The sequence below is a fragment of the Sulfurovum sp. AR genome (assembly GCF_000296775.1).
In the GTDB taxonomy this organism is placed as follows: Bacteria; Campylobacterota; Campylobacteria; order Campylobacterales; family Sulfurovaceae; genus Sulfurovum; species Sulfurovum xiamenensis.
The window spans coordinates 211,594-231,715 of record NZ_AJLE01000002.1; the positions used below are offsets into that span (position 1 = coordinate 211,594).

Here is a 20,122-nt window from a genome sequence, read left to right on the forward strand (position 1 = left end):
ACCTTGCGCGTTATTATTGGCTCTATTTTATCTTATTTGTGATTAAGTATCGTTTTAAAGGATTTTAGACCCCATAGAGCCTTTATGTCATCGCAAAAGGCACTAGCAGTTTGGGATGCTTATTGGTAGTAAGAAGAAAGTCTTGTATCCTGTTGGAGATGAATTTTCTAAGGCTATCAGTATTGAGCCGTTTTTCAAAAGGTGCGATCTGAAGTATATCTTCCATGTTTGAAAGTTCACGTATAGGGTTAGCCACCTTTTGTTCGATGTTCACCTCCATATTAAAGATATGGGCCAGTGTCTCGTAATGATCTATGATCATCTTTTTACTCTCAAAATCGCCTTCGGGGTTAAAGTCACCCAGAGTAAGCCCTAATCCCAGTGTCTCTGATATATCAAACGCTGTAGATGAAATGGATTCCATTTTTTCATTTTCACTCATCAGTACAACAGAGTTTTTAATGTTATACAGCAGTTTATCCCCAAAAAGGAAGACCAGTTTTTTTAGATCATAGAGTGTCTCTTTAAGCCCATCTGCTTCAAATGTAGGGATGCTGTTCATCACAAGCCCGATATCAAATTCATGTATATCATTTTTGATGAGAAATGCAGCATTTTCATTCTCATAGGAGATAGAGATCGTCACACGTTCTGATTCCAAGGTTTTAAGCTCTTCGATCAAATCAAAATCATTAGGGTATAAAATACGTACGAAGAGTGCTTTGTCTTCCAGTTTTTCTATAAGATAAATACTCTGTTTCAGACAGAGTAATGCCTCTTTTTTATCATGTCTAAGATCCAGGATAAGATAGATGTTTTTACCAAATGGTTCAGGGAACAGACCTATTCTTTTATTGATGGTCTTGTATACACCATTAAGTACGATAGGTTGTCCCAGGATAAGTAGGGTATCGTTTGGACGAATCATCGTAGTATCTTCCGGAAGGATCAGTTTTTCATCTCTGTAGAGCGCAGAGATCTTCCATTTTTGCTGAAGGATCGATCCTACATGTCTATAGGCGTAAGAACTTCCAAAGGGTACATGGACTTCCATGATCTCTCCCTGGCCAAGTCCGACATTCTGTGCGACCAAAGGTACATTGGGTAGTTGGTCATAAAGATGGGCCGCTATCAGTTTATCGCTATGTACGATGGTAATGTTCTCATGGTCCTTCCCTATCGTATGGTCATCCCATTGGTTTACAAGGGTAATACGTATCTTTGGTTTGATCATGGCTATATTTTTTAGCACATATCGGGCATCCTCTATATCTTCCATGACAACAAAAAGATTTGAGAACTTGGTCTCATTCATAATACGATTCAATTTTGAAAAACTTGTAGGATCCGCATCAATGATCGTAATGTTTTGGCCTATTTTTTCAGGTATCGTATGCTCTTTGTAGCATGTGACATAATATTCGTTGTCTGCAACCCTGTTTTTACTGACCCATTCTATAAAATGTTTGGCAATGCTACCGCTGGCTAAAATAAGTATATTTTTGATGAAAATCCTTTATATCATAACCCCATAAGTCAAAGGGTTGTAATGACTTTTCTTATCTATACGACAGGATCATATGAAGCGTCACTTTTGTCTTATTTTGTAAAATATAGATATACTTCCGTAATTATTTTTGAGGGATATTATAACACAATGGAATTTCAGATAGATAAAACAGATGGTAAAGCAAGAGCCTGTACGATAAAAACAGCACATTCTACGATACAAACACCGGTATTTATGCCTGTAGGTACGGTAGGTGCCGTCAAAGCACTTGATGCAACGGATCTTGCTACATTTATCAAACCGGAGATCATATTGGGAAATACCTATCATTTGTACATGCGTCCGGGTGATGAAACGATCAAGACCATGGGCAAATTGCATGGGTTTACGAAGTACCCTAAAAGCTTTCTGACAGACAGCGGCGGATTCCAGGCTTTTTCACTCTCAGATAACGTCAAGATCGATGAAAACGGCATTACTTTTAGAAGTCACCTGGATGGAAGTAAACACTATTTTACACCTAAAAAAGTGATAGATATCCAGCATAACCTGGGATCAGATATTATGATGATACTGGATGATCTTGTGGCGCTGCCTGCTACCCAGGAACGTATCAAAGCAAGTATTGAACGTACCACACGCTGGGCGCAGGAATCTATAGACTACTTCAGAGCCAAGCAAGAAGAAGGTATCGGTGTGTATCAAAATATTTTTGCCATTATCCAAGGAGGTACCGATAAGGCTTTTCGTGAGAAATCTGCCAAAGAACTCTGTGCGATGGATTATGATGGTTTTGCTATTGGCGGTCTTAGCGTAGGAGAGGCAAATCAGGATATGTATGACACGGTAGAGTGGACCACACAGTTCATGCCAGAAGAGAAGCCACGCTATCTTATGGGGGTAGGAACTCCTGAAGATTTGGTGGAGAACGTAGCACGTGGTGTAGATATGTTTGACTGTGTGATGCCTACAAGAAATGCACGTAACGGAACACTTTTTACAAGCTTTGGTAAAGTCAACATCAAAAAGGCTGAATATACGACTGATGAAGGACCTGTCGACCCTGAATGCGACTGTATGGTCTGTAAAACCTACTCAAGATCATATTTACGTCACCTTTTCCGTGCAAGAGAGATCACTTACTTCAGGCTGGCAACGATCCATAACCTCTATTATTATCTTAATTTGATGAGCCAGATGAGAGAAGCTATTTTAGAGAATAGATTCGATGCATTTAAAGTGGAGTTCTATGAAAAACGGAAGTAATATTTAACGACTTTAATACTAAGAAATATTATTAAATTATATTAAATACTATTATCGTCTATACGGGACTTTGGCAGAAGGGGTCTCTTTGGATGTATGCTCTAAATGTGTATCCTGATCATCAAAAAATATATCTGCACCGAATGCTTTCACAACCTCATATTTTTGTACACCGCCCTGGAAAAAGGCTTCATCTACACGAACACCCCACCCCTCTAAGGTTCCTAATACTCTTTCATGTGTGGAAAAGTTTCTTGCCGTTACCAGTGCTGTACGTATAGGTGATTTTTCCATGGGAAACTTGTCCTGTATCTCTGATATCGTTTTAAGGAACTTGAAAAATGGTCCTTGACTCAACGGATTCTTGGCATTTTCACGTTCGTGTTCTATGAACGCTTCCAGACCTTTTTCCTGATAGACTCTCTCACTCTCGTCTCCAAAGAGGACAGCATCCCCATCGAAGGCTATTTTTACCATATCACTCTCCTCAGAGGTGATAGGTGTATGAGGAAGTATGGTTGCAGCAGCCACCCCCGAGTTGACGGCTTCTTCAACATCCGGGGAGTGTACAGAAAGGAACAAGTCTACTTTAAACGCTTCAAGATATCTACTTACAGGCGTACCAGCAGTCCATCCGGTACGTTCTATATCTAGATTATAGTGTTCTATAGATCGTCCTATACGTAAACCAGTTGCAGCATTATTGCGAGAAAGGATGATCACTTCTATCAGTTTGTTATCAAATTTTTTGTTAATAGCAAGCAGGTTCTGTACAAATTTAAATGCAGAACCTTTGGATAAAGGGTCATCCAAATGAGACAGTTGATAATCATAATATGCTTCGAGTCCTTCTTTATCAAAGATACTGTTTTCTTCCTCAAGGCTAAAGAGTGCACGGGATGAGATCGCAATGACAAGTTTGTCTTTTAAGTCATACGCCATAGGTTTCCTTATAGATGTTTGTCGTATTGTAGTCAATTTTTCTTTAGGGGGCAGAGAGAAGAGTTTACCAAATAAAACCTGTGCTAGAATTCTTTTACCAAATCAAAGGTTGAAAATGGAAACACTGTTTGTCTATGGCACGCTGATGCCAAATTGCCCCAATGGCCATGTACTGGAAAATATCACAGGTAAATTTGTCCCCTCAACCGTACGAGGAAACCTTATCGGTGCCGGTTGGTCAGCCTCAATGGGATATCCGGGCATTAAACTCGACCCTGATGGTGATACGGTACATGGTTACCTGTTTTACTCACGGAATCTTGATGAGCATTGGGAGTATCTCGATGAATTTGAAGGAGATGAGTTTGTACGTACTGCTGTGAGTGTAGAGAGATATGATGAACTTGATGTCGATACTTTTATCTATGTCCTCAAGGAAGAGAAAGAACATTTAGAAGAGTAGAAAAGTATCTTTGGTTATAATAAAGCTATACAACACTTAAAGGAAGAGAAATGAGTTTTGGAAATATTGTTTTACTGATCATTGTAGCTGTCGCTGCGTATCTTGTTGTTATTTATAACAGGTTTATATCATTGCGTACGGGTATCGATGCATCATGGTCTGATATCGATGTGCAGTTGAAGCGTCGCTATGATCTTATCCCGGCACTGGTGGATACAGTCAAAGGCTATAAGGATTATGAAGCAGAGACACTTGAAAAAGTGATACAGGCACGTCAGCAGGGATTGGATGCAGGAAGCATCGATGAAAAGGCTGCCGCAGCCAATATGATCTCCGGGGCCCTGGGTAAACTCTTTGCTCTGGCTGAAGCCTACCCGGATCTTAAGGCGAACACTACCTTTATGAAACTGCAAAATGAGCTGTCAAGCATAGAAGATGCGCTCCAAAATGCAAGACGTTACTATAATGCCATCGTAAGAGATTATAACTATAGACTTGATGCTTTTCCTGATCTTTACGTGGCAAAAAAGTTTAACTTTACTCCTCGCGAGTATTTTGAGCTTGATGAGAGTGAAGCCGAAGCTGCGAAAAAGATGCCTAAAATAGACTTTTGATCTGATGAAAACACTACTCATCCTCGCCCTCCTTTTTTGGGGCTTGAATACCTCTGCTTATGCTGAAAAGATCTCAAATTATAAGATAGATGTTACGGTAGAACAGAGTGGTGAACTCTCTATCGTAGAGTCTATCACCTATGACTTTGAAGGTTTAAGAAAGCACGGGATCTTCCGTGATATACCTTACACCATCAAAAGAAACAACCTTATAAAAGATCTGGGGCTCTATGACTTTTCGGTGCAGCTTGATGGGGGTATCATAGAGTGGCAGCAGTCCACTCTTGCTTCTACGCAGGCAGGAGATGTCATACGTTTGAAGATTGGTTCAGCTCATACCTATATTACTGGAAAACACCTCTATAAGATCGCTTACCGTGTAAAAAAAGGTGTGCTTCCGGCTGCTCAAAATGAAGAAGATGATGCCATACGTTGGAATGTTATCGGTACAGGTTGGCAGATCCCTATTCATAATGTTGAAGCAAATTTCTTCCTGCCCTCCTCTCTGAGTCAATATGACATCGTACTCTCAACGTCTACAGGTCGTTATGGTTCAAAGGCTTCTTCCGCTAAAAGCGTGTGGATTGATCCAAGACAACTGCAAGTAAAAGTAGTAAAACTGTATCCCCATGAAGGAGCAACGGTCGAGCTAGCTTATCCGGCCGATCTTTTAGATCAAAATGGACTGGAGAATGTCAAAGCCACTTTTGTGGAGTGGTTTTTAGCCCATATCCACTGGGCTGCATTGATTGGTTTTTTGCTCTATTTTTATCATACCTACACCAAGAACAGAGGATTTGTTGACAAACGGTCTATCGCAGTACAATATGAACCTCCAAAAGGGCTCAGTCTGTTAGAATCAGGACTTGTTCTGGACAAGTTCACTGACAATAAAGACTTTGCAGCAGCTGTCCTTGAACTGGCACACTTGGGACACCTTGAGATAGACCAAAGAGAGAAGAAACTTGATCCTCTTTTGATACGTAAAGAGAGTAATACAGCAAATTTAAGAATGGACCAGAAGTATCTACTTGATCATGTACTTTTTAAAGGAAAAAACAGTTTTATGCTCTCCTCTGGATCCGAAGAAAAAGCATCAGCACTGCAAAAAGGATTCAAATATATCAACGATAACCTTTACACCTGGTCGGTGGCAGATGGATATATGGTAGAGAATCCACAAAGGGTACGTAAAAACTTTTTAGCCAAGAGTATTCTACTTTTATTGCCTGTTGTAGGATTGGTGCTTTACAACCTCTATCTGCAGTTTGGAGAAGAGGTGATCTTTCTTCTTATCTTTCCTCTTGTCTTTGGTGGTGTAGGTCTAAATATTATGACGCTGAATAAAAACTGGTTCTCTAAAATAACAGGTCTTATCTTTGCTATAGCAGGAATGATGCCTTTTCTTGCCATACACAAGGAAGGGATACACTTCCATGAATTGATACTAGGTCCTTTGGGGGTTTTGATCGTACTGGTGGCATCTTTGGTTTTTACCTATAGGAAAATAGGAAAATTTACACAAAAAGGTGCTTATGCATCGAAACATCTACTGGGATTGAAAGAGTTTATCAAACGGGTAAAGCAAGATGAAATAAAAAGACGTTTAGCGATGGACCCGCTTTACCTGGAAAAAATGTTGCCGTATGCCGTTCTTTTTGATGAATCGGACCATTGGCTCACCTTTTATGATATTCTACATGTAGACACGCCATATTGGTATCATGGAAATGTTTCAGGTCTGGGTCGATTCTCCTCTTCTCTCAGTGCAGCATCTACTTCGCCTTCCAAGAGTTCTAACGGCGGTAGCGGCTTCTCAGGTGGAGGTGGCTTCTCCGGCGGCGGCGGTGGCGGCGGCGGCGGTGGCAGTTGGTAACTGAACTTATAGGATCTATGAAACCATAAAAGTCTATCCTATACTGAGCATCAGCGCCTCTTTATGTAATCCAGTCACTAAAGCATATTCTTGAGCATTTTATCACGTGATGAGTTTCTTTGCGATCTCTGCGACATATGCTCCCTGGTATCGTGCTCCGGAAAGCTCATTTTTACTTGGGAACCGACTGCCATCACCACCAGCGATCGTTGATGCACCATATGGAGAACAACCACTGATCTCTTCCATCATCATTTGTCCCTGGAACGTATAAGGCAAACCTGCAATGATCATACCGTGATGCAAGAGTGTAACATGGAAGGTCAATATCGTGGATTCCTGTCCACCATGCTGGGTACTTGAACTCGTAATAACACTTCCTACTTTGCCTACCAACGATCCTTCCATCCATAGTTTCCCGGTACTATCAAGAAATTGTCGCATCTGTCCACACATATTTCCAAATCGGGTAGGTGTTCCGAAAATGATCGCATCAGCCTCACTCAGCTCCTTTACCGTGCATATAGGTATATGAGACTGCTGTTTCTGGGCTTCAGTCGCACCCATTTTTTCTAATATTCCCTCGGACAAAGTCTCTGGAACTCGGCGAATGATAGCTTCTGCATTTGCAACAGATCGTACGCCTTCAGCAGCTTCTTCTGCCAGCCTGTAGATATACCCGTACATTGAATAGTAAACGATCAATACCTTCATCTTAACACCCTATTTTTTATATCACTATAGTTAAAATTTGTGTACTTTCTATGTAGCAGTTACATAATTCATAGTGTGAAAGCTTAAAAATATGTCAATTTGACATATTTGTAGCTTTTCTAGGATCCTTTACCCTACAATGTCGTCATGTATAACAAAAAAAAGAAAGACTCTATATCTGTGACCTACTGGACAACCCTGCTGTTCCCTATCCATCTTACTATGTATTAAGCTGTGCTATGCATAGTAATGAGATGTTGCAAACGGCTCTGATAGCCCTGCATAGTTTTGATTTCAGCTATTATGAAACGGCCAAAAGCTATGAAGATATCTTTGCCATGTTCCACTCAGGAACCTTCCCTATCTATAAAGAAAAATACATTGTTGGATATTTTGGAAATAAAATGATGTATCTGGAATCAAATGGATGGAAAGGAATGCCTGCAACAGAGGAGATATTTAAGATAGAAAATTGGCTTGTGTGTTAGATTTAAAAAAATAATTTGAACAAATTTTAGTTATAAGTTTTAAATTAAGAGTAATTTTATCTTATTTGGTTACAATTCGGTCATATCTTAGGTATGGCAGTTTTTTTTATTCTTCCTCCTTTTAGAAAAACATTGTTGTCTCGACTACCAACGAAACAAACCCAACCTTGCTGTATCTAAGATAAAATTTCCTTCAATTTACAATTTCAGTAACTATCTATATCTGTGGCGATTATCGTATTGTTTTCGATTTTGATAATAACCATATTGACCTACACGTGCACTATAACGGTGTCCATGATGGTATCGATATCCATTATGGTAATAGTGCCCATCTCTAAATCTGTAACCTTTATAATAATAAAATCCATCACGATAATATCCACCATAATAATATCTACCGTCGTAATAATAGTATGGACGATCATAATAATGTGGGTAACTAAATACGGATGCCGCAACAACACCAACCCCTACACCAGTAGCAAAAGCGCGTTCCTGCGGATTACAAGCATTAAAGATCAATGCTGAAGTCAGTATGCTTGCTGCACCTATGAGTTTAAGATTCCTTCTTACCATCCTACTTTCCTTTATAGTGATCATTGAATTAAATGATAAACTAGAAGTATGTAATAAGTGTGAAATCATTAAGGCATCTAAAGGATACTTTTGATCTATGCCTCTCCACCTCTCAACACGTCTAATACGTTTGTAGCGTATGAACCTTTAGGCAATACAAAATTCAGTTCATAGTGGGCTTTTTCTTCGATATATGTTTTCTTAATATCCGTTACCTGTATCCAGGCATACCTTCTGGCACCATTGAGGTTTATCTCCTCAGCAAATGGTGATTCTATGAGACCTGCTGTACCTTCTGCTCTCTTTGTTTTTTTACCGGGAAGCAGTCCTGCAGGTGCGATGTCTTTTTCTGCAAAACGTTTGGCTTCTTCTTCCAGGTTCTCCACCGTAAATAAACGTCCGTAAGGATAGTGCATCATTACATCACCCTCTACCAGTTTGAAGAAGTTTGGCTGTGACTTTGTACCTTTGAGTGAGCCTTTGGGTAAGTTCAATACCTGCTCCGTTTCAGCTTCAGTGAACTTTTCAAGCAAGTGACTCAGTTCCATACGTTTTGAGAGCCATTGGTTGAAAAGATAGCTTTGGTAGGCACCCATCAAAAACTCTTTTGTTTTTCTGTCACGTATTTTCAGGCTTCCCTCTATCAGTTTTTTACCATCTTCCCAGTTGTTTCCATCTGTCCCGAAACGTTGGTTTCCAAAGTAGTTTGGTACACCATTTTCGTCGATCCACTTCAGTACAGAATCCAGTTTGTCTTTTTGGACACCAAGCACTTTTTTCAGACGAATTTTGAAACGATTACCTTTCAGATGCCCTACACGTATCTTGTTATTGTGGAGGACCATAGAGAGGATCTTGATCTTATCATGTGAAAAGGCCTTTAACTTCTCCTCAAATTTCGCTGGCAAAGAGATGTACTGAATCGTCATAGCATGTTTGTCTTTTAACCCTGCATATCCCATGTCACGGCGTCGTATGCCTACATGGTTGGAAATGACATCAAGCATCTCCCATGTCGTCAACTCTTTTTTACGTACTTGAAGTACCAGATGTTCACCCTCACCCGTAAACTCATACAGTGGTATCTCTTCAACAGTAAAGTCTCGAGGAGAAGAGTTAAATACAAATTCATTTTTGACGTTCAGTGGGTAGATTAGCTGCATGGATTTCTTTCAAAAGTTAATAATTCCAGCATTTTAGCTAAAAAATGTATAATCGCCCAACTAAACATGCACAATACATAAATTATCGGTTATTTGTACGAACGAACATAATTCACCTACAAACGGTGTTCTTTTATTTGTACTATAAATGAAAATTTGGTATTGTATATAAAAATTATATTAATTATTCAATAACATTATATAAAAGGTAAAATTTGAAATTCACTAATAAAGAAGTCATTTTATTTGATCTGGATGGCACACTGATCGACAGTGTACCGGACTTGGCAACCGCAGTAAATCATATGTTAAATGCATTACACCGTGAAACGTTCAGTGAAGATACGATTCGTTACTGGGTGGGGAACGGGGCACAGGTTTTGGTCAAACGTGCTTTATCAGGACAAACAGAAATAGACGAGAAGCTGGATCCTACTTTGTTTGAAAAGGCTTTAGATATCTTTTTAACGTTCTATGGAGAAAATCTTTGTATCGATACGGCGGCGTATCCCAATGTATCAACCACACTGCATACCTTAAAGGAAAAAGGCTACCGTTTGGTGATCGTGACCAATAAACCTTTTGATTTTGTCGGCCCTATCCTGGAAGCCCTCGGGCTTGATGGCGTGTTTGACTTTTGGTTGGGAGGAGACAGTTTGGAGAAAAAGAAACCAGACCCCCTCCCTTTGCTGCATGCTTGCGAGCATATGAATGTCAGCATATCGCAATGTGTGATGGTAGGCGATTCTAGAAATGACCTCTTGGCTGCCAAAAACTGTGGTATGCAAAGTGTTGGTGTAACTTATGGGTATAATTATGGTGAAGAGATAGGAATATACGACCCAACATTTATCATAGATGATTTTTCGGAGTTAAATGCACTGTTATGAGTATGATAGAAAAGAGTAAAGTAAAAATTGCCATTATAGGGGGAGGTGCTGCAGGATCAAGTGCAGCACTCTATTTTGGTCAACTTGGTCTAAATGTGACACTGTTTGAAAAGAGTGCAAGTTTAGTGAGTGGGCCACCATGGTGTCATTTACATGCAGGGGGCAATCTCTATCGTGAGATCTCTGATGCACAGTGCATTACTTTACTAAAACAATCCATAGACTTTTTGCGCTTCTACCCTTTTGTAGTGGACTACAGACCTACGGTCATAGTGTTACCCACTACTGACAGTTCCAATCCTGAGGCACTACTACCACGCCTTAAGTTACTGACAGAGGAATATAAAGCCCATATCGCCAAAGACCCGAAGAATGAAGTACTGGGAAAACCGGAGAACTATTATCGGATCTACACCAAAGAAGAGATACAAGGACTCAGAGAAAAAGCATTGGTCCAAAGACCGAAAACCTCTGATGAATGGATGATACCTGTAGCCAAAAATATCGATATGGATAAAGTACAGTTTCCTCTTATTATGGTTCAAGAGTATGGACTAAACCTCTTTAGGCTTGCTGCTGGTGCTGAAATGACCCTTGAAGCACTAGAGTGCGTTTCGCTCAATATGAATAGTATCGTTTATAATGTACAGCAAAATTTTGAAACGGAAGGGTGGGATATCAGTTATGTCAAGGATGATATCAGCCATACAGACTCTTTTGACTATCTCATCAATGCTGCGGGCTTTAGAACAGGAAAGATCGATGATCTTTTGGGTGCACCTTGTAAGTCTATGGTTGAATTCAAAGCAGCGTATGTGAGTCACTGGGATGGGTGTGAAGGTACACAATTCCCTGAAGTTGTTTTTCATGGAGAGCGTGGTACACCACGAGGTATGGGACAATTCACGCCCTACCCCGGCGGGTATTTTCAACTGCATGGCATGACCAAAGATATCACACTCTATGAAGATGGTCTGGTTGCAAATTCTCTTGTCAGTTGCCAACCCAGACTGGGTCAGGATTTTATAGACAAAATAGAAAAGTCCTGGACACAAGAAGAGACCCAAAAACGTACAAAGGCGGCTATCGAACATCTCTCTCAGTACATACCGTCCTTCAAGAGTGCTACTGTAGGAAGCAAACCTCTTTTTGGTGCACAGCAGATCCCTGGAGATGACCCGACTTTACGTGTAGCAGAAGTCTCTTTTCCTCGAGAACGTTATGCCAGATGTGAGATCGTCAAAGTTTCTTCAGTCTTGGATATGATAGATGCCATGACACAACAATTTATTGACTTAGGCTATCTAGAAGCCAATATTTTAGGTAAGCGTGACTTTACTCATGCCACAGACTTGGATGAAACCGCATTAAAACAAAGAGCTGAATCTATAGCAGTAAAACGTGACTATCCACGTGCTTTAGCCAACAGAAATATTTCAAAGCAGGTCTCATGAAAATCTTTTCTCTTATACTATTTACGTTAAACATCCTCTTCGCTACGGCAGAGCTTGAACATGTCACACTGGGAAATCAGGACTTTTCCATAGTCACGGAGGCTTATGATATCTATGACTCTAAAGGTGAAGTAATGAAGTTCTATAAAGAAGAACGCAATAACGATCTTACCTTTGTATTGAGTCTGATCTTGAAAGACAAAACAGGTACCTGTGCAGATAAAAGTACGCAAGAAGGTGCCTATGAGATAAACGGTACGACTATCACGCTCTACAGTTTTTGGGACAGAAAAGGAAAAGTGTATGACAGCCCTTATGGGGCAAGGATACAGCAGTATGAAATGCTCCCGGATCATACGGTAGTATTGAGATCAAGTAAAGTTTATATAGAAACAGCAAGAAAAAGTTATGACAAAGAGAGTGGGATGCAATACCTTTTTACCCCGCCAAAAACAGCGTTGGAAAAAGAGGCACTTCAAGCCTATGTGCAGTCTGTAGAGAAAGAGTATAAAGGCGTCTTTGTCTTTGGAGAAGAAGCAAAAATGCTTTTAGACGAAGTGCATGAAGCATTTAGGCGAAAGATGAAGTCTGCATGGCAAGGTAATTAACCTTACTCTGTACTATTTTGAAAATGCTGGCTTTTACATGGATATCTGTCACTGTTTTTAGCCACTTTTGCAAAGACACTTAAAGGGGTATTGGTCTCTTCTGCTATTTTCATAACATCACTATAATGTTCAGGAGCGAAGCTTACAAGCATTTCATACTCTTCCCCGCTGTGCCCTATTTCAGGCGAAATTTCTTCAAATATATCAAATCCATATTTATTAATATCTAATAGTTTGTTCGTGTCACAATAGAGTCCGTCTGAAATGTCCATGCCCGTACGTAAAAAAGGTCTTGCACTCGCTATAAAGTCTGCCCTTAATGTAGGCTCGAAAAAGCGTGCATCATTGGCTATCTTTTCCCCTCTGAAAAGTGCATCAAGATTACGTTTGCTCTCTCCCAATGTTCCTGTATAGGCCAAGAGGTCCCCTACTTGTAAACCTGTACGCAGAAGCGGTGTATCGCTTTTGGAAATGATCGTAATAGAGAGATGTAGTTTGTCACCACCAATGGTATCTCCACCAATGATCTCGCAGTGGTACTCTTTCGCTGTACTTTCCATACTCTGTATCAATTCATCTATCTCTGATTCTGTCATCGTCTTAGGGATAGAGACAGTGACGAGTGCAAACTGTGGCCGTGCATTCATAGCAATGGCATCAGAGAGATTGATAAGCATCGCTTTTCGACCTATCTGAGCGATGCTCATCCATTCACGCTTGAAATGTGTATCTTCAAAGAAGGCATCCATACTATAGAGTGTATCACCTATCACTGCAGCATCATCACCGATGTATTTTGAACTTAAAGAGTGAATAAGGTAGTGTTCTTTATCTTGTTTAGGCATAGTTTCTGTCCTTTGAGCACTTAAATCTTTAGAATTGGTAGAATTGTAACATAGTTCAAGTGTTTTAGCTTTAGTAAGAGTCAAATTGTCTCATTCATAGTTCTATAAGTTATACTAAACAATCTTTATTAAGGAAATACCTATGTCATATAAACTTGAAATAAGAGCATTCTTTTTTAATGCTAAAACAGACTATCTGCCTTACTACAAAAACTTCACTATCCATGTGAATGATGATGCAACAGCCAAAGACCTGCTGGTAAAGATACAAGAAGAGAACGAGAACTTCAGTTTTCCGAAACAAAAACTTCTTATGAAGATTAATGGTCTTGTTGTCGAGGCGAAGCAACCTGTTTCAGCTCTGGTGGAAAGACTTGGAACCTCTTTACAAATAGATCCGGTAAACAGCTATCGTTCTAACGATGGACTGAAGATCAATGACAGTGACTTTATGAATAGTTTTGAACTTTTGGCTCCCTATGCTTCGGAATCAGATCTAAAATACTACAAAACATTGTATGCACTTCACTATGCATCAGAAACAGAAAACTTTGACCGTGAGTACATCGGTGATGCAATACTCGTTCTGGCACATAAAATGATCACAGAAGGCTCAGAGCATAAAGAAGCCATACTTGAAGCGGTCACTTCTGTGAACTCTGGACTCTTTGACTGTGAATATGAAAATAACCTCTTTAATGCGCAAGACCACAGTGCTGCGATCAATACGCTCAAAGCGATGGTCAAACCAGAAGAAGGCCCTTCTCTCTGTGCAAGACTTATGGCACGCTTTTCTAAAAAAGAGGTTGAAGTTTCTGTACCAAAAAGAGCAGCAGAGACGATTGAAAACCTGGAAGAGAAGCAGATTGCACATTATCATGGTCCAGCTTCCCATGATACTATGCATAAGTTGATCGCTGACAGAGGTATGAAAGGTGTACACTTTTCAAGATCAGGAAAGCTTGCCGGACTCGGGATACTGGAAGAGAACAAAGATCTCGCATTCAAAAAAGCAGGTGCCATACTTTTAGATGCCTATGACCATGGTGCAGAAGTGCTTGTTGTTGAAGATATTGACGTAATGGACATGTTCAAGAAAAACTTTTCTGCTATAGAAAGAACGATAGGTAGAAAGATGATAGGTCTAGAACTTATCTCTGCAAATGATTTTGTTTCGCAACTGAATTCTATCGCAGCATGATCAAAAGTAGCGTTGGCTGAATTGCCACGCTACGAAACACTACACCTCCCCAAATTTCATCACTTATACCAATTTCTAACGAAAATTAATGCTAAGAAGATATAATAAAGCCAAATTGTAACAAAAGGATATGGATACTATGAGCAAAAACTCAGATATTAAAATCTACGAATATGACGCAGTCATCGTTGGTTCTGGACTCGCTGGACTTGCAGCAGCGAAAGAGTTGACAGAAGCAGGGAAAAAGACAGCGGTCATTACAAAACTTCACCCATTAAGATCTCACTCAGGTGCAGCACAAGGTGGAATCAACGCTGCTCTTGGTAAAGATGATTCTACAGAACTTCATGAGTTTGACACGGTGAAAGGTTCTGACTATCTTGCAGACCAGGATTGCGTTGAATTGATGTGTACAAAAGCTCCTGAGACTATCAGATGGGCAGAGAGAATGGGAGCTGTATTCTCAAGAAATGAAGAAGGTAATATTGCTATCAGACCTTTTGGTGGACAGTCTCAACCTAGAGCATGTTATGCAAAAGACAGAACAGGACTTACACTGCTTCAGACTATTTATGAACAGGCATTCCGTGCAGGTGTAGAGATATTTGATGAGTGGTATGCTGCTGATCTTCTTTATGAAGATGGAAAAGTATCTGGTGTTGCTGCGTATAATATCCGTAACTCAGAACCGGCTATATTCAATGCAAAGGTGACGATGTTCGCTACAGGTGGTCATGCCAGAGCCTATAGATTTAACTCAAATGCACATGCAAATACAGGTGACTCACTTTCTATCGTAGCACGTCACGGTCTTCCTCTAGAAGATATGGAATTTGTTCAGTTCCACCCAAGTGGACTTGGTGGTTCAGGTGTACTTATCTCAGAAGCGGCGCGTGGTGAAGGTGGTCGTCTTTTTAACTCTGAAGGTGAAAGATTTATGAGCAAGTATGCACCAAACGCTATGGAACTTGCTTCACGTGACGTTGTATCCAGAGCTATTATGGAAGAGGTACGTCAAGGTAGAGGTGTAGGTAAAGATGGTCAGTCAGTGAACATTGACCTTACGCATCTTGATCCTGAGATCATCTTGACACGTCTTCCGGAGCTACGTGAACTTGCTATTGCCTTCCAAGGGCAGGATATGCTTAAAGAGCCTATTCATATCTCGGCAACAGCACACTACTCTATGGGTGGTATTCCTGTAAATATCAACTGTCAGGTTCGTAAAAATCCAAGAGAATTGGTAGAAGGTTTCTATGCGGCCGGTGAGTGTTCATGTGTATCGGTGCATGGAGCGAATCGTTTGGGTGCAAACTCAGTGCTTGAAGCCCTACTTTTTGGTCGTCATGCAGGTGAAAACATGATCAAGGCACTTGATGAAGGTATAGAGTTACGTAAAGCCTCTGCTTCAGATGCAAACAGAATGATCGAAGAGATGCACAAGATCAAAACTTCAAACGGTATTGAAACAGTTCCTGGACTCAGAACTGAACTTCAAAACGGGATGACTGCAGATGCAGGTGTATTTAGAAGCAAAGAGTCTTTAGAGAGACAAATAGCACTTATCGATAACTTGTTGGAAAGATTTAATAATATTCGTATTGATGACAAGTCAGATACCTATAATACAGACCTTCAAGAAGCTTTAGAACTTGGACATATGTTAGAGTTCTCCAAGTTCATTGTTGTGGGAGCACTTAACAGAGAAGAGAGCCGTGGCGGACACTACCGTGAAGACTTCCCTAAGAGAGATGATGAAAGATTCCTCAAACATACCTATGCATATATGGATAAAGATTTTAACATTACTCAAGAATGGGGTGATGTAGTGCTTGGTAAGTTTGAGCCTAAAGAAAGAACATATTAAGGAGGTCATGATGAGTGAAACAAGAAAAGTAACAATAAAAGCATTCAGATTTAATGCTGAAACAGACTATCTTCCATATACAAAACAGTATGAAATGGAAGTAGGAAAAGATGATTTGATCCTTGACCTTATGAACAGAATTAAATGGGAACATGATGGAAGTTTCTCTTATAGACGTTCTTGCCGTCATGGTATCTGTGGTGCCTGTGCCATTAAGGTTAATGGTAAAGCAGTGCTTGCTTGTAAACAAAATGCGATTGAACTCTTAGACCTTTTTGATAATGATATTACACTTGAGCCAAGTTCGAAGAAACGTGCGATCAAAGATATGATCATTGACAAATCAGATTTCTGGGAAAAACATGCGGCGATCAAGCCTTATGTCGTTGCAGATGTTGAGCCTCATCCAACACATGAGACAAAACAGTCTATTTCTGAGTTCAATAACTTCTTGGATTCAGATCTTTGTATCCAATGTGGTGCGTGTCACTACTCTTGTCCTGCACTTGAAGTGAACCCGGACTTCTTCGGACCGGCTGCCTTTGCTGCGGCATATAGATTTACTGTAGATACCAGAGACACTGCTGGTGCAGAACGTCTGGAGTTGACGGCACAACCAAGTCAAGGTGTCTGGGACTGTGTGAAATGTTATGAATGTGCAGAAGCATGTCCAAAAGAGATCAATCCTATAGAGAAGATCGGAAAACTTCACAATATGCAGTTTGAACAGGGTATCGCTGAGAGTAACGTTGCAACACGTCACGCAGAAGGCTTCCTTAGAGGTATGAAAAAATATGGTTATCTTGATGAGGCAGATATTGTTACCTATTCTGAAGGCTTACTTGGTGCAGCTAAACACATAGGTACAGCAATGAAAATGATGAAAAGCGGTAAAATTCATTGGCATTCAGGAGTACCGTTCATAGACAGTATTCCTAAGATCAAAAACCTAGATGAAGTTCAAAAACTGATTGAAATTTCACAAACAAATAAACTGTAAGGAGAAAAGATGAGCGAACAATTACACTATGCATTATTTACAGGATGTACTGCTAAGCAATCTACACCTGAGTTACTTTCATCTACACTTGCAGTAGCTGATAAGTTGGGTATCAAGATCACTATATTGGAAGAAGCGAGTTGTTGTGGTGCGAGTCACTTGCAAGATTTCGATGAGTTCCTGGCCCATGTACTGAACGCTAGAAACATCTGTTATGCAGAAAAACTGGGTCTTACGATGATCACTATCTGTAATACATGTCAGCTAAACTCTGCAATGACAAAACATGCACTTGACACTGACCCGGAACTTAAAGCTAGAGTCAACGAAAAACTTGCAGAAGTTGGACTTGAGTACAAAGGTACATCTGAGATCAAACACTTCCTCTATACACTGATCGATGAGTATGGTTTAGAAAATGTTAAAGATAAGGTACAAGTACCACTTAGTCACTTAAACATAGCACCATTCTATGGTTGTCATAATATCAGACCATCTGAACTTCATGAAGAAGCTAATGGACATGAAAACCCATATAACCCTACTTCACTTGATAGTTTGATAGATGCATTAGAGGGTAACCCGGTGAATTATGAGAGTAAGAACAAGTGTTGTGGTTTCCACGTAGAACTTCAAGCAAACCATACTTCTGAAGTATTGGCCGGTAATGCCCTACTGGATGCTATGGATAACAATGCAGACCTCATGGTTACACCATGTCCACTCTGTCACTTAAAGATGGATACTTATCAAGACAGTATAGGGAAAGTGATGGGTCGTGACGTAGAACTTCCAGTACTACATATGCCTCAAATGGTTGCTTTGGCTCTTGGATGTACAGAAAAAGAGATCGGACTTAATTTCCACGTTCAAAAAGCGAAACACCTTTATACCGCTTCATAGACAACTACTTTTTTAGACCATTCAAACACCAATGTTAAGAATGGTCTAACAATACCTTCTTTCCCATAAAAAACTATTCATCCTTTTATTATAGACATTTTTGATTCTTTTTTGATTTCTATTTCGGACATTATTATAAAAATTAAACAAATAAGACAATTTTTATCCTAATTAATTTTATTTGTGCTATAATATTTGCACAAAAACAAAAAAAAGGAAACAATATGCCAAAAATCAACAAATACCAAGACATTTCAGAAATCGATAGAGAAGCGAAAAAAGACCTTATCGACAGACACTCTCCATTCATTCACTGTGCAGATACTGCAAAAGCTGGTGAGCCGTTTGAAGTAACAGTAAAAATGGGTAACGAGTATACTCACCCAGATGACTTTGATCACTTTATCGAGTCTGTAACACTTTTCGATGGTGATACACAACTTGCAAAAGCTACATATGTACCAGGAACTCTTGGTAACACAAAAGCGCACAACACAACTACATTCACTATCATCCCAACAGGTAAAAAACTTAAGCTTAACGCTCACGGTTACTGTACTAAACACGGTATCTGGGAAGGTACTGAAAAAGAAGTAACAGTAGAAGCGTAAGCAACTGCCCTACTTCATAAGCTTTAAAGCCCTATTTTAGGGCTTTAGCTTATATTTTATTCTATTCCTTATACCTACCAACCTACTTTCATATACAATATACCTACAACCAATAGTCAAATCTCTTATTATTCTCTCAACTTTTGTTATAATCCTCTATGCAAAAAATATGAATAATGAATTTATCTGTCCATTAAATAAATTACATCAAAAGGAACGACTTGAAAAAACGATATTTGATCATCACGGTACTCATCCTGCTATTAAGCGGATGTAACAAAGTTACGAAAGAGAATTACGACAAAATTGAGAGTGGTATGAGCTACAATGAAGTGGTCGAGGTTCTAGGTAAACCTAAAGGGTGTTCTGAAACGCTTGGAATAAGTAACTGTGAATGGAAAAATGATGATGCAATGATCGCTATCACCTTTATTTCAAATCAAGTGACAATTGCAGTTGCACATGGTCTTAAATAAGACCATGTGTTACTTTTAAGCTTTATCTATTGATAAGATTACTTTTCTAACGCTTTTTTCATAGATACACGTTGAAACTCCATCTCTTCTTTATCCAACACATTACCATAAATACTTTCTCTAAGTAACAATTTTTATTATCTGCATATAATGCAAATTTCTGTAAACTTCTAAAAACAGGCAATAGGCGGTGTATAAAAGCTACATAGCGCCTGTTAAAATAATAAGGGAGTGTGTAATAATGCGATCAAAGATTATATTTGTACTGTTATTCATGCTTGCTTTTACGCTTTTGCATGACTCCTTTTTCTCTCTTATAGAAAAAAATGATAATGTCAGTGTCGTACATAACATAGATGATAAATCATTATCTTCGGAATGTATTGAATTCAACAAAATACATGCTATGTTCCATTTTATTGCTATTGTCGTACCTTATAGTAATCGTCAGATGCTGTTTGCTAAAAAAGAGCACATACCACATCACTTGGTACAGTACACCCCTCCCCTTGTAAAAACCTCACACAAACCACCAATAGTATAAAATTTAAATATAACATTACTGTTGATACTGTCGTATACTCTAGTATATCGGCATATTTCCACTATAGCCATGATGATGGCCTATTATTACGTACACTATAGAGAAAGA

Annotated in this window: 21 protein-coding genes; 15 read left to right on the plus strand and 6 right to left on the minus strand. The window is 39.5% G+C overall.

Annotated elements, in window-relative coordinates; genetic code table 11:
• Positions 1 to 82: 82 nt before the first annotated feature.
• Positions 83 to 1,315 (minus strand): COG3400 family protein, encoded by a 1,233-nt coding sequence (locus tag SULAR_RS02685; RefSeq protein ID WP_008242725.1) that lies wholly within the window; start codon positions 1,313 to 1,315, stop codon positions 83 to 85.
• 342 nt (positions 1,316 to 1,657) lie between these two features.
• On the opposite strand from SULAR_RS02685, the gene tgt reads away from it, so the two are divergent.
• Positions 1,658 to 2,776, plus strand: coding sequence for a tRNA guanosine(34) transglycosylase Tgt (tgt, locus tag SULAR_RS02690; RefSeq protein ID WP_008242727.1), 1,119 nt, complete (start codon positions 1,658 to 1,660; stop codon positions 2,774 to 2,776).
• A gap of 51 nt (positions 2,777 to 2,827) precedes the next feature.
• Here the strand turns inward: tgt and SULAR_RS02695 are convergent, their stop codons facing one another.
• A complete protein-coding gene (locus SULAR_RS02695) occupies positions 2,828 to 3,718 on the minus strand; it encodes a 5'-nucleotidase (protein ID WP_008242735.1) in 891 nt (296 codons plus the stop codon).
• Positions 3,719 to 3,833: 115 nt separating this feature from the next.
• Between SULAR_RS02695 and SULAR_RS02700 the strand changes: the two genes are divergently transcribed.
• The 3 genes from SULAR_RS02700 to SULAR_RS02710 are packed head-to-tail and all read left to right on the plus strand — an operon-like array spanning position 3,834 to position 6,671.
• Positions 3,834 to 4,181 (plus strand): gamma-glutamylcyclotransferase, encoded by a 348-nt coding sequence (locus tag SULAR_RS02700; protein ID WP_008242736.1) that lies wholly within the window; start codon positions 3,834 to 3,836, stop codon positions 4,179 to 4,181.
• Between the two features lie 50 nt (positions 4,182 to 4,231).
• Positions 4,232 to 4,795, plus strand: a complete 564-nt coding sequence (locus tag SULAR_RS02705) for a LemA family protein (protein ID WP_008242739.1) — start codon at positions 4,232 to 4,234, stop codon at positions 4,793 to 4,795.
• Positions 4,796 to 4,799: 4 nt separating this feature from the next.
• The gene (locus tag SULAR_RS02710) at positions 4,800 to 6,671 is read left to right on the plus strand and encodes a DUF2207 domain-containing protein (RefSeq protein WP_008242741.1); all 1,872 of its coding nucleotides are present in this window, start codon (positions 4,800 to 4,802) and stop codon (positions 6,669 to 6,671) included.
• A gap of 102 nt (positions 6,672 to 6,773) precedes the next feature.
• Here the strand turns inward: SULAR_RS02710 and wrbA are convergent, their stop codons facing one another.
• The gene (gene wrbA, locus SULAR_RS02715) at positions 6,774 to 7,385 is read right to left on the minus strand and encodes an NAD(P)H:quinone oxidoreductase (protein ID WP_008242742.1); all 612 of its coding nucleotides are present in this window, start codon (positions 7,383 to 7,385) and stop codon (positions 6,774 to 6,776) included.
• 239 nt (positions 7,386 to 7,624) lie between these two features.
• On the opposite strand from wrbA, the gene SULAR_RS02720 reads away from it, so the two are divergent.
• Positions 7,625 to 7,873, plus strand: a complete 249-nt coding sequence (locus SULAR_RS02720; protein ID WP_008242743.1) for a hypothetical protein — start codon at positions 7,625 to 7,627, stop codon at positions 7,871 to 7,873.
• A 213-nt stretch (positions 7,874 to 8,086) separates the two neighbouring features.
• On the opposite strand, the gene SULAR_RS02725 is transcribed toward SULAR_RS02720, so the two are convergent.
• Both SULAR_RS02725 and truD read right to left on the minus strand, forming a co-directional pair.
• Positions 8,087 to 8,452 carry a hypothetical protein gene (locus SULAR_RS02725; protein WP_008242744.1) on the minus strand — a complete coding sequence of 122 codons (366 nt, stop codon included), beginning with the start codon at positions 8,450 to 8,452 and terminating at the stop codon, positions 8,087 to 8,089.
• Positions 8,453 to 8,547: 95 nt separating this feature from the next.
• Positions 8,548 to 9,615 carry a tRNA pseudouridine(13) synthase TruD gene (truD, locus tag SULAR_RS02730; RefSeq protein WP_008242745.1) on the minus strand — a complete coding sequence of 356 codons (1,068 nt, stop codon included), beginning with the start codon at positions 9,613 to 9,615 and terminating at the stop codon, positions 8,548 to 8,550.
• A gap of 215 nt (positions 9,616 to 9,830) precedes the next feature.
• Here truD and SULAR_RS02735 point away from each other — a divergent pair, with 215 nt between their 5' ends.
• The 3 genes from SULAR_RS02735 to SULAR_RS02745 are packed head-to-tail and all read left to right on the plus strand — an operon-like array spanning position 9,831 to position 12,567.
• Positions 9,831 to 10,505, plus strand: coding sequence for a phosphoglycolate phosphatase (locus SULAR_RS02735; RefSeq protein WP_008242746.1), 675 nt, complete (start codon positions 9,831 to 9,833; stop codon positions 10,503 to 10,505).
• Complete coding sequence (locus SULAR_RS02740; RefSeq protein ID WP_008242748.1) at positions 10,502 to 11,959, plus strand: FAD-dependent oxidoreductase; 1,458 nt, start codon at positions 10,502 to 10,504, stop codon at positions 11,957 to 11,959. Before SULAR_RS02735 ends, SULAR_RS02740 begins: the two co-directional genes overlap by 4 nt.
• Positions 11,956 to 12,567 (plus strand): hypothetical protein, encoded by a 612-nt coding sequence (locus tag SULAR_RS02745; RefSeq protein WP_008242749.1) that lies wholly within the window; start codon positions 11,956 to 11,958, stop codon positions 12,565 to 12,567. Before SULAR_RS02740 ends, SULAR_RS02745 begins: the two co-directional genes overlap by 4 nt.
• Before the next feature lie 2 nt (positions 12,568 to 12,569).
• On the opposite strand, the gene SULAR_RS02750 is transcribed toward SULAR_RS02745, so the two are convergent.
• Positions 12,570 to 13,412 (minus strand): thiamine-phosphate kinase, encoded by an 843-nt coding sequence (locus SULAR_RS02750; protein ID WP_008242751.1) that lies wholly within the window; start codon positions 13,410 to 13,412, stop codon positions 12,570 to 12,572.
• A gap of 142 nt (positions 13,413 to 13,554) precedes the next feature.
• Here SULAR_RS02750 and SULAR_RS02755 point away from each other — a divergent pair, with 142 nt between their 5' ends.
• From SULAR_RS02755 to SULAR_RS02785, 7 genes are all read left to right on the plus strand, one after another.
• The gene (locus tag SULAR_RS02755; protein WP_008242753.1) at positions 13,555 to 14,613 is read left to right on the plus strand and encodes a hypothetical protein; all 1,059 of its coding nucleotides are present in this window, start codon (positions 13,555 to 13,557) and stop codon (positions 14,611 to 14,613) included.
• Between the two features lie 139 nt (positions 14,614 to 14,752).
• Complete coding sequence (locus SULAR_RS02760; RefSeq protein ID WP_008242755.1) at positions 14,753 to 16,480, plus strand: FAD-binding protein; 1,728 nt, start codon at positions 14,753 to 14,755, stop codon at positions 16,478 to 16,480.
• Positions 16,481 to 16,490: 10 nt separating this feature from the next.
• On the plus strand, positions 16,491 to 17,480 hold the full coding sequence (locus SULAR_RS02765) for a succinate dehydrogenase/fumarate reductase iron-sulfur subunit (protein ID WP_008242756.1): 990 nt from the start codon (positions 16,491 to 16,493) through the stop codon (positions 17,478 to 17,480).
• Between the two features lie 9 nt (positions 17,481 to 17,489).
• The gene (locus SULAR_RS02770) at positions 17,490 to 18,383 is read left to right on the plus strand and encodes a CoB--CoM heterodisulfide reductase iron-sulfur subunit B family protein (RefSeq protein ID WP_008242757.1); all 894 of its coding nucleotides are present in this window, start codon (positions 17,490 to 17,492) and stop codon (positions 18,381 to 18,383) included.
• 224 nt (positions 18,384 to 18,607) lie between these two features.
• A complete protein-coding gene (locus tag SULAR_RS02775; RefSeq protein WP_008242758.1) occupies positions 18,608 to 18,994 on the plus strand; it encodes a class II SORL domain-containing protein in 387 nt (128 codons plus the stop codon).
• Positions 18,995 to 19,215: 221 nt separating this feature from the next.
• Complete coding sequence (locus tag SULAR_RS02780) at positions 19,216 to 19,470, plus strand: DUF3862 domain-containing protein (RefSeq protein ID WP_008242759.1); 255 nt, start codon at positions 19,216 to 19,218, stop codon at positions 19,468 to 19,470.
• A gap of 241 nt (positions 19,471 to 19,711) precedes the next feature.
• Positions 19,712 to 20,014: a hypothetical protein gene (locus SULAR_RS02785; protein ID WP_008242760.1), complete on the plus strand. Its 303-nt coding sequence runs from the start codon at positions 19,712 to 19,714 to the stop codon at positions 20,012 to 20,014.
• Positions 20,015 to 20,122 lie beyond the last annotated feature (108 nt).

Excerpts from the sequence above, each read along its gene's own strand:
- SULAR_RS02685 (WP_008242725.1), bottom strand. The coding sequence starts at position 1,315 with ATGAATGAGACCAAGTTCTCAAATCTTTTTGTTGTCATGGAAGATATA.
- tgt (WP_008242727.1), top strand. The coding sequence starts at position 1,658 with ATGGAATTTCAGATAGATAAAACAGATGGTAAAGCAAGAGCCTGTACG.
- SULAR_RS02695 (WP_008242735.1), bottom strand. The coding sequence starts at position 3,718 with ATGGCGTATGACTTAAAAGACAAACTTGTCATTGCGATCTCATCCCGT.
- SULAR_RS02700 (WP_008242736.1), top strand. The coding sequence starts at position 3,834 with ATGGAAACACTGTTTGTCTATGGCACGCTGATGCCAAATTGCCCCAAT.
- SULAR_RS02705 (WP_008242739.1), top strand. The coding sequence starts at position 4,232 with ATGAGTTTTGGAAATATTGTTTTACTGATCATTGTAGCTGTCGCTGCG.
- SULAR_RS02710 (WP_008242741.1), top strand. The coding sequence starts at position 4,800 with ATGAAAACACTACTCATCCTCGCCCTCCTTTTTTGGGGCTTGAATACC.
- wrbA (WP_008242742.1), bottom strand. The coding sequence starts at position 7,385 with ATGAAGGTATTGATCGTTTACTATTCAATGTACGGGTATATCTACAGG.
- SULAR_RS02720 (WP_008242743.1), top strand. The coding sequence starts at position 7,625 with ATGCATAGTAATGAGATGTTGCAAACGGCTCTGATAGCCCTGCATAGT.
- SULAR_RS02725 (WP_008242744.1), bottom strand. The coding sequence starts at position 8,452 with ATGGTAAGAAGGAATCTTAAACTCATAGGTGCAGCAAGCATACTGACT.
- truD (WP_008242745.1), bottom strand. The coding sequence starts at position 9,615 with ATGCAGCTAATCTACCCACTGAACGTCAAAAATGAATTTGTATTTAAC.
- SULAR_RS02740 (WP_008242748.1), top strand. The coding sequence starts at position 10,502 with ATGAGTATGATAGAAAAGAGTAAAGTAAAAATTGCCATTATAGGGGGA.
- SULAR_RS02745 (WP_008242749.1), top strand. The coding sequence starts at position 11,956 with ATGAAAATCTTTTCTCTTATACTATTTACGTTAAACATCCTCTTCGCT.
- SULAR_RS02750 (WP_008242751.1), bottom strand. The coding sequence starts at position 13,412 with ATGCCTAAACAAGATAAAGAACACTACCTTATTCACTCTTTAAGTTCA.
- SULAR_RS02755 (WP_008242753.1), top strand. The coding sequence starts at position 13,555 with ATGTCATATAAACTTGAAATAAGAGCATTCTTTTTTAATGCTAAAACA.
- SULAR_RS02760 (WP_008242755.1), top strand. The coding sequence starts at position 14,753 with ATGAGCAAAAACTCAGATATTAAAATCTACGAATATGACGCAGTCATC.
- SULAR_RS02765 (WP_008242756.1), top strand. The coding sequence starts at position 16,491 with ATGAGTGAAACAAGAAAAGTAACAATAAAAGCATTCAGATTTAATGCT.
- SULAR_RS02770 (WP_008242757.1), top strand. The coding sequence starts at position 17,490 with ATGAGCGAACAATTACACTATGCATTATTTACAGGATGTACTGCTAAG.
- SULAR_RS02775 (WP_008242758.1), top strand. The coding sequence starts at position 18,608 with ATGCCAAAAATCAACAAATACCAAGACATTTCAGAAATCGATAGAGAA.
- SULAR_RS02785 (WP_008242760.1), top strand. The coding sequence starts at position 19,712 with ATGCGATCAAAGATTATATTTGTACTGTTATTCATGCTTGCTTTTACG.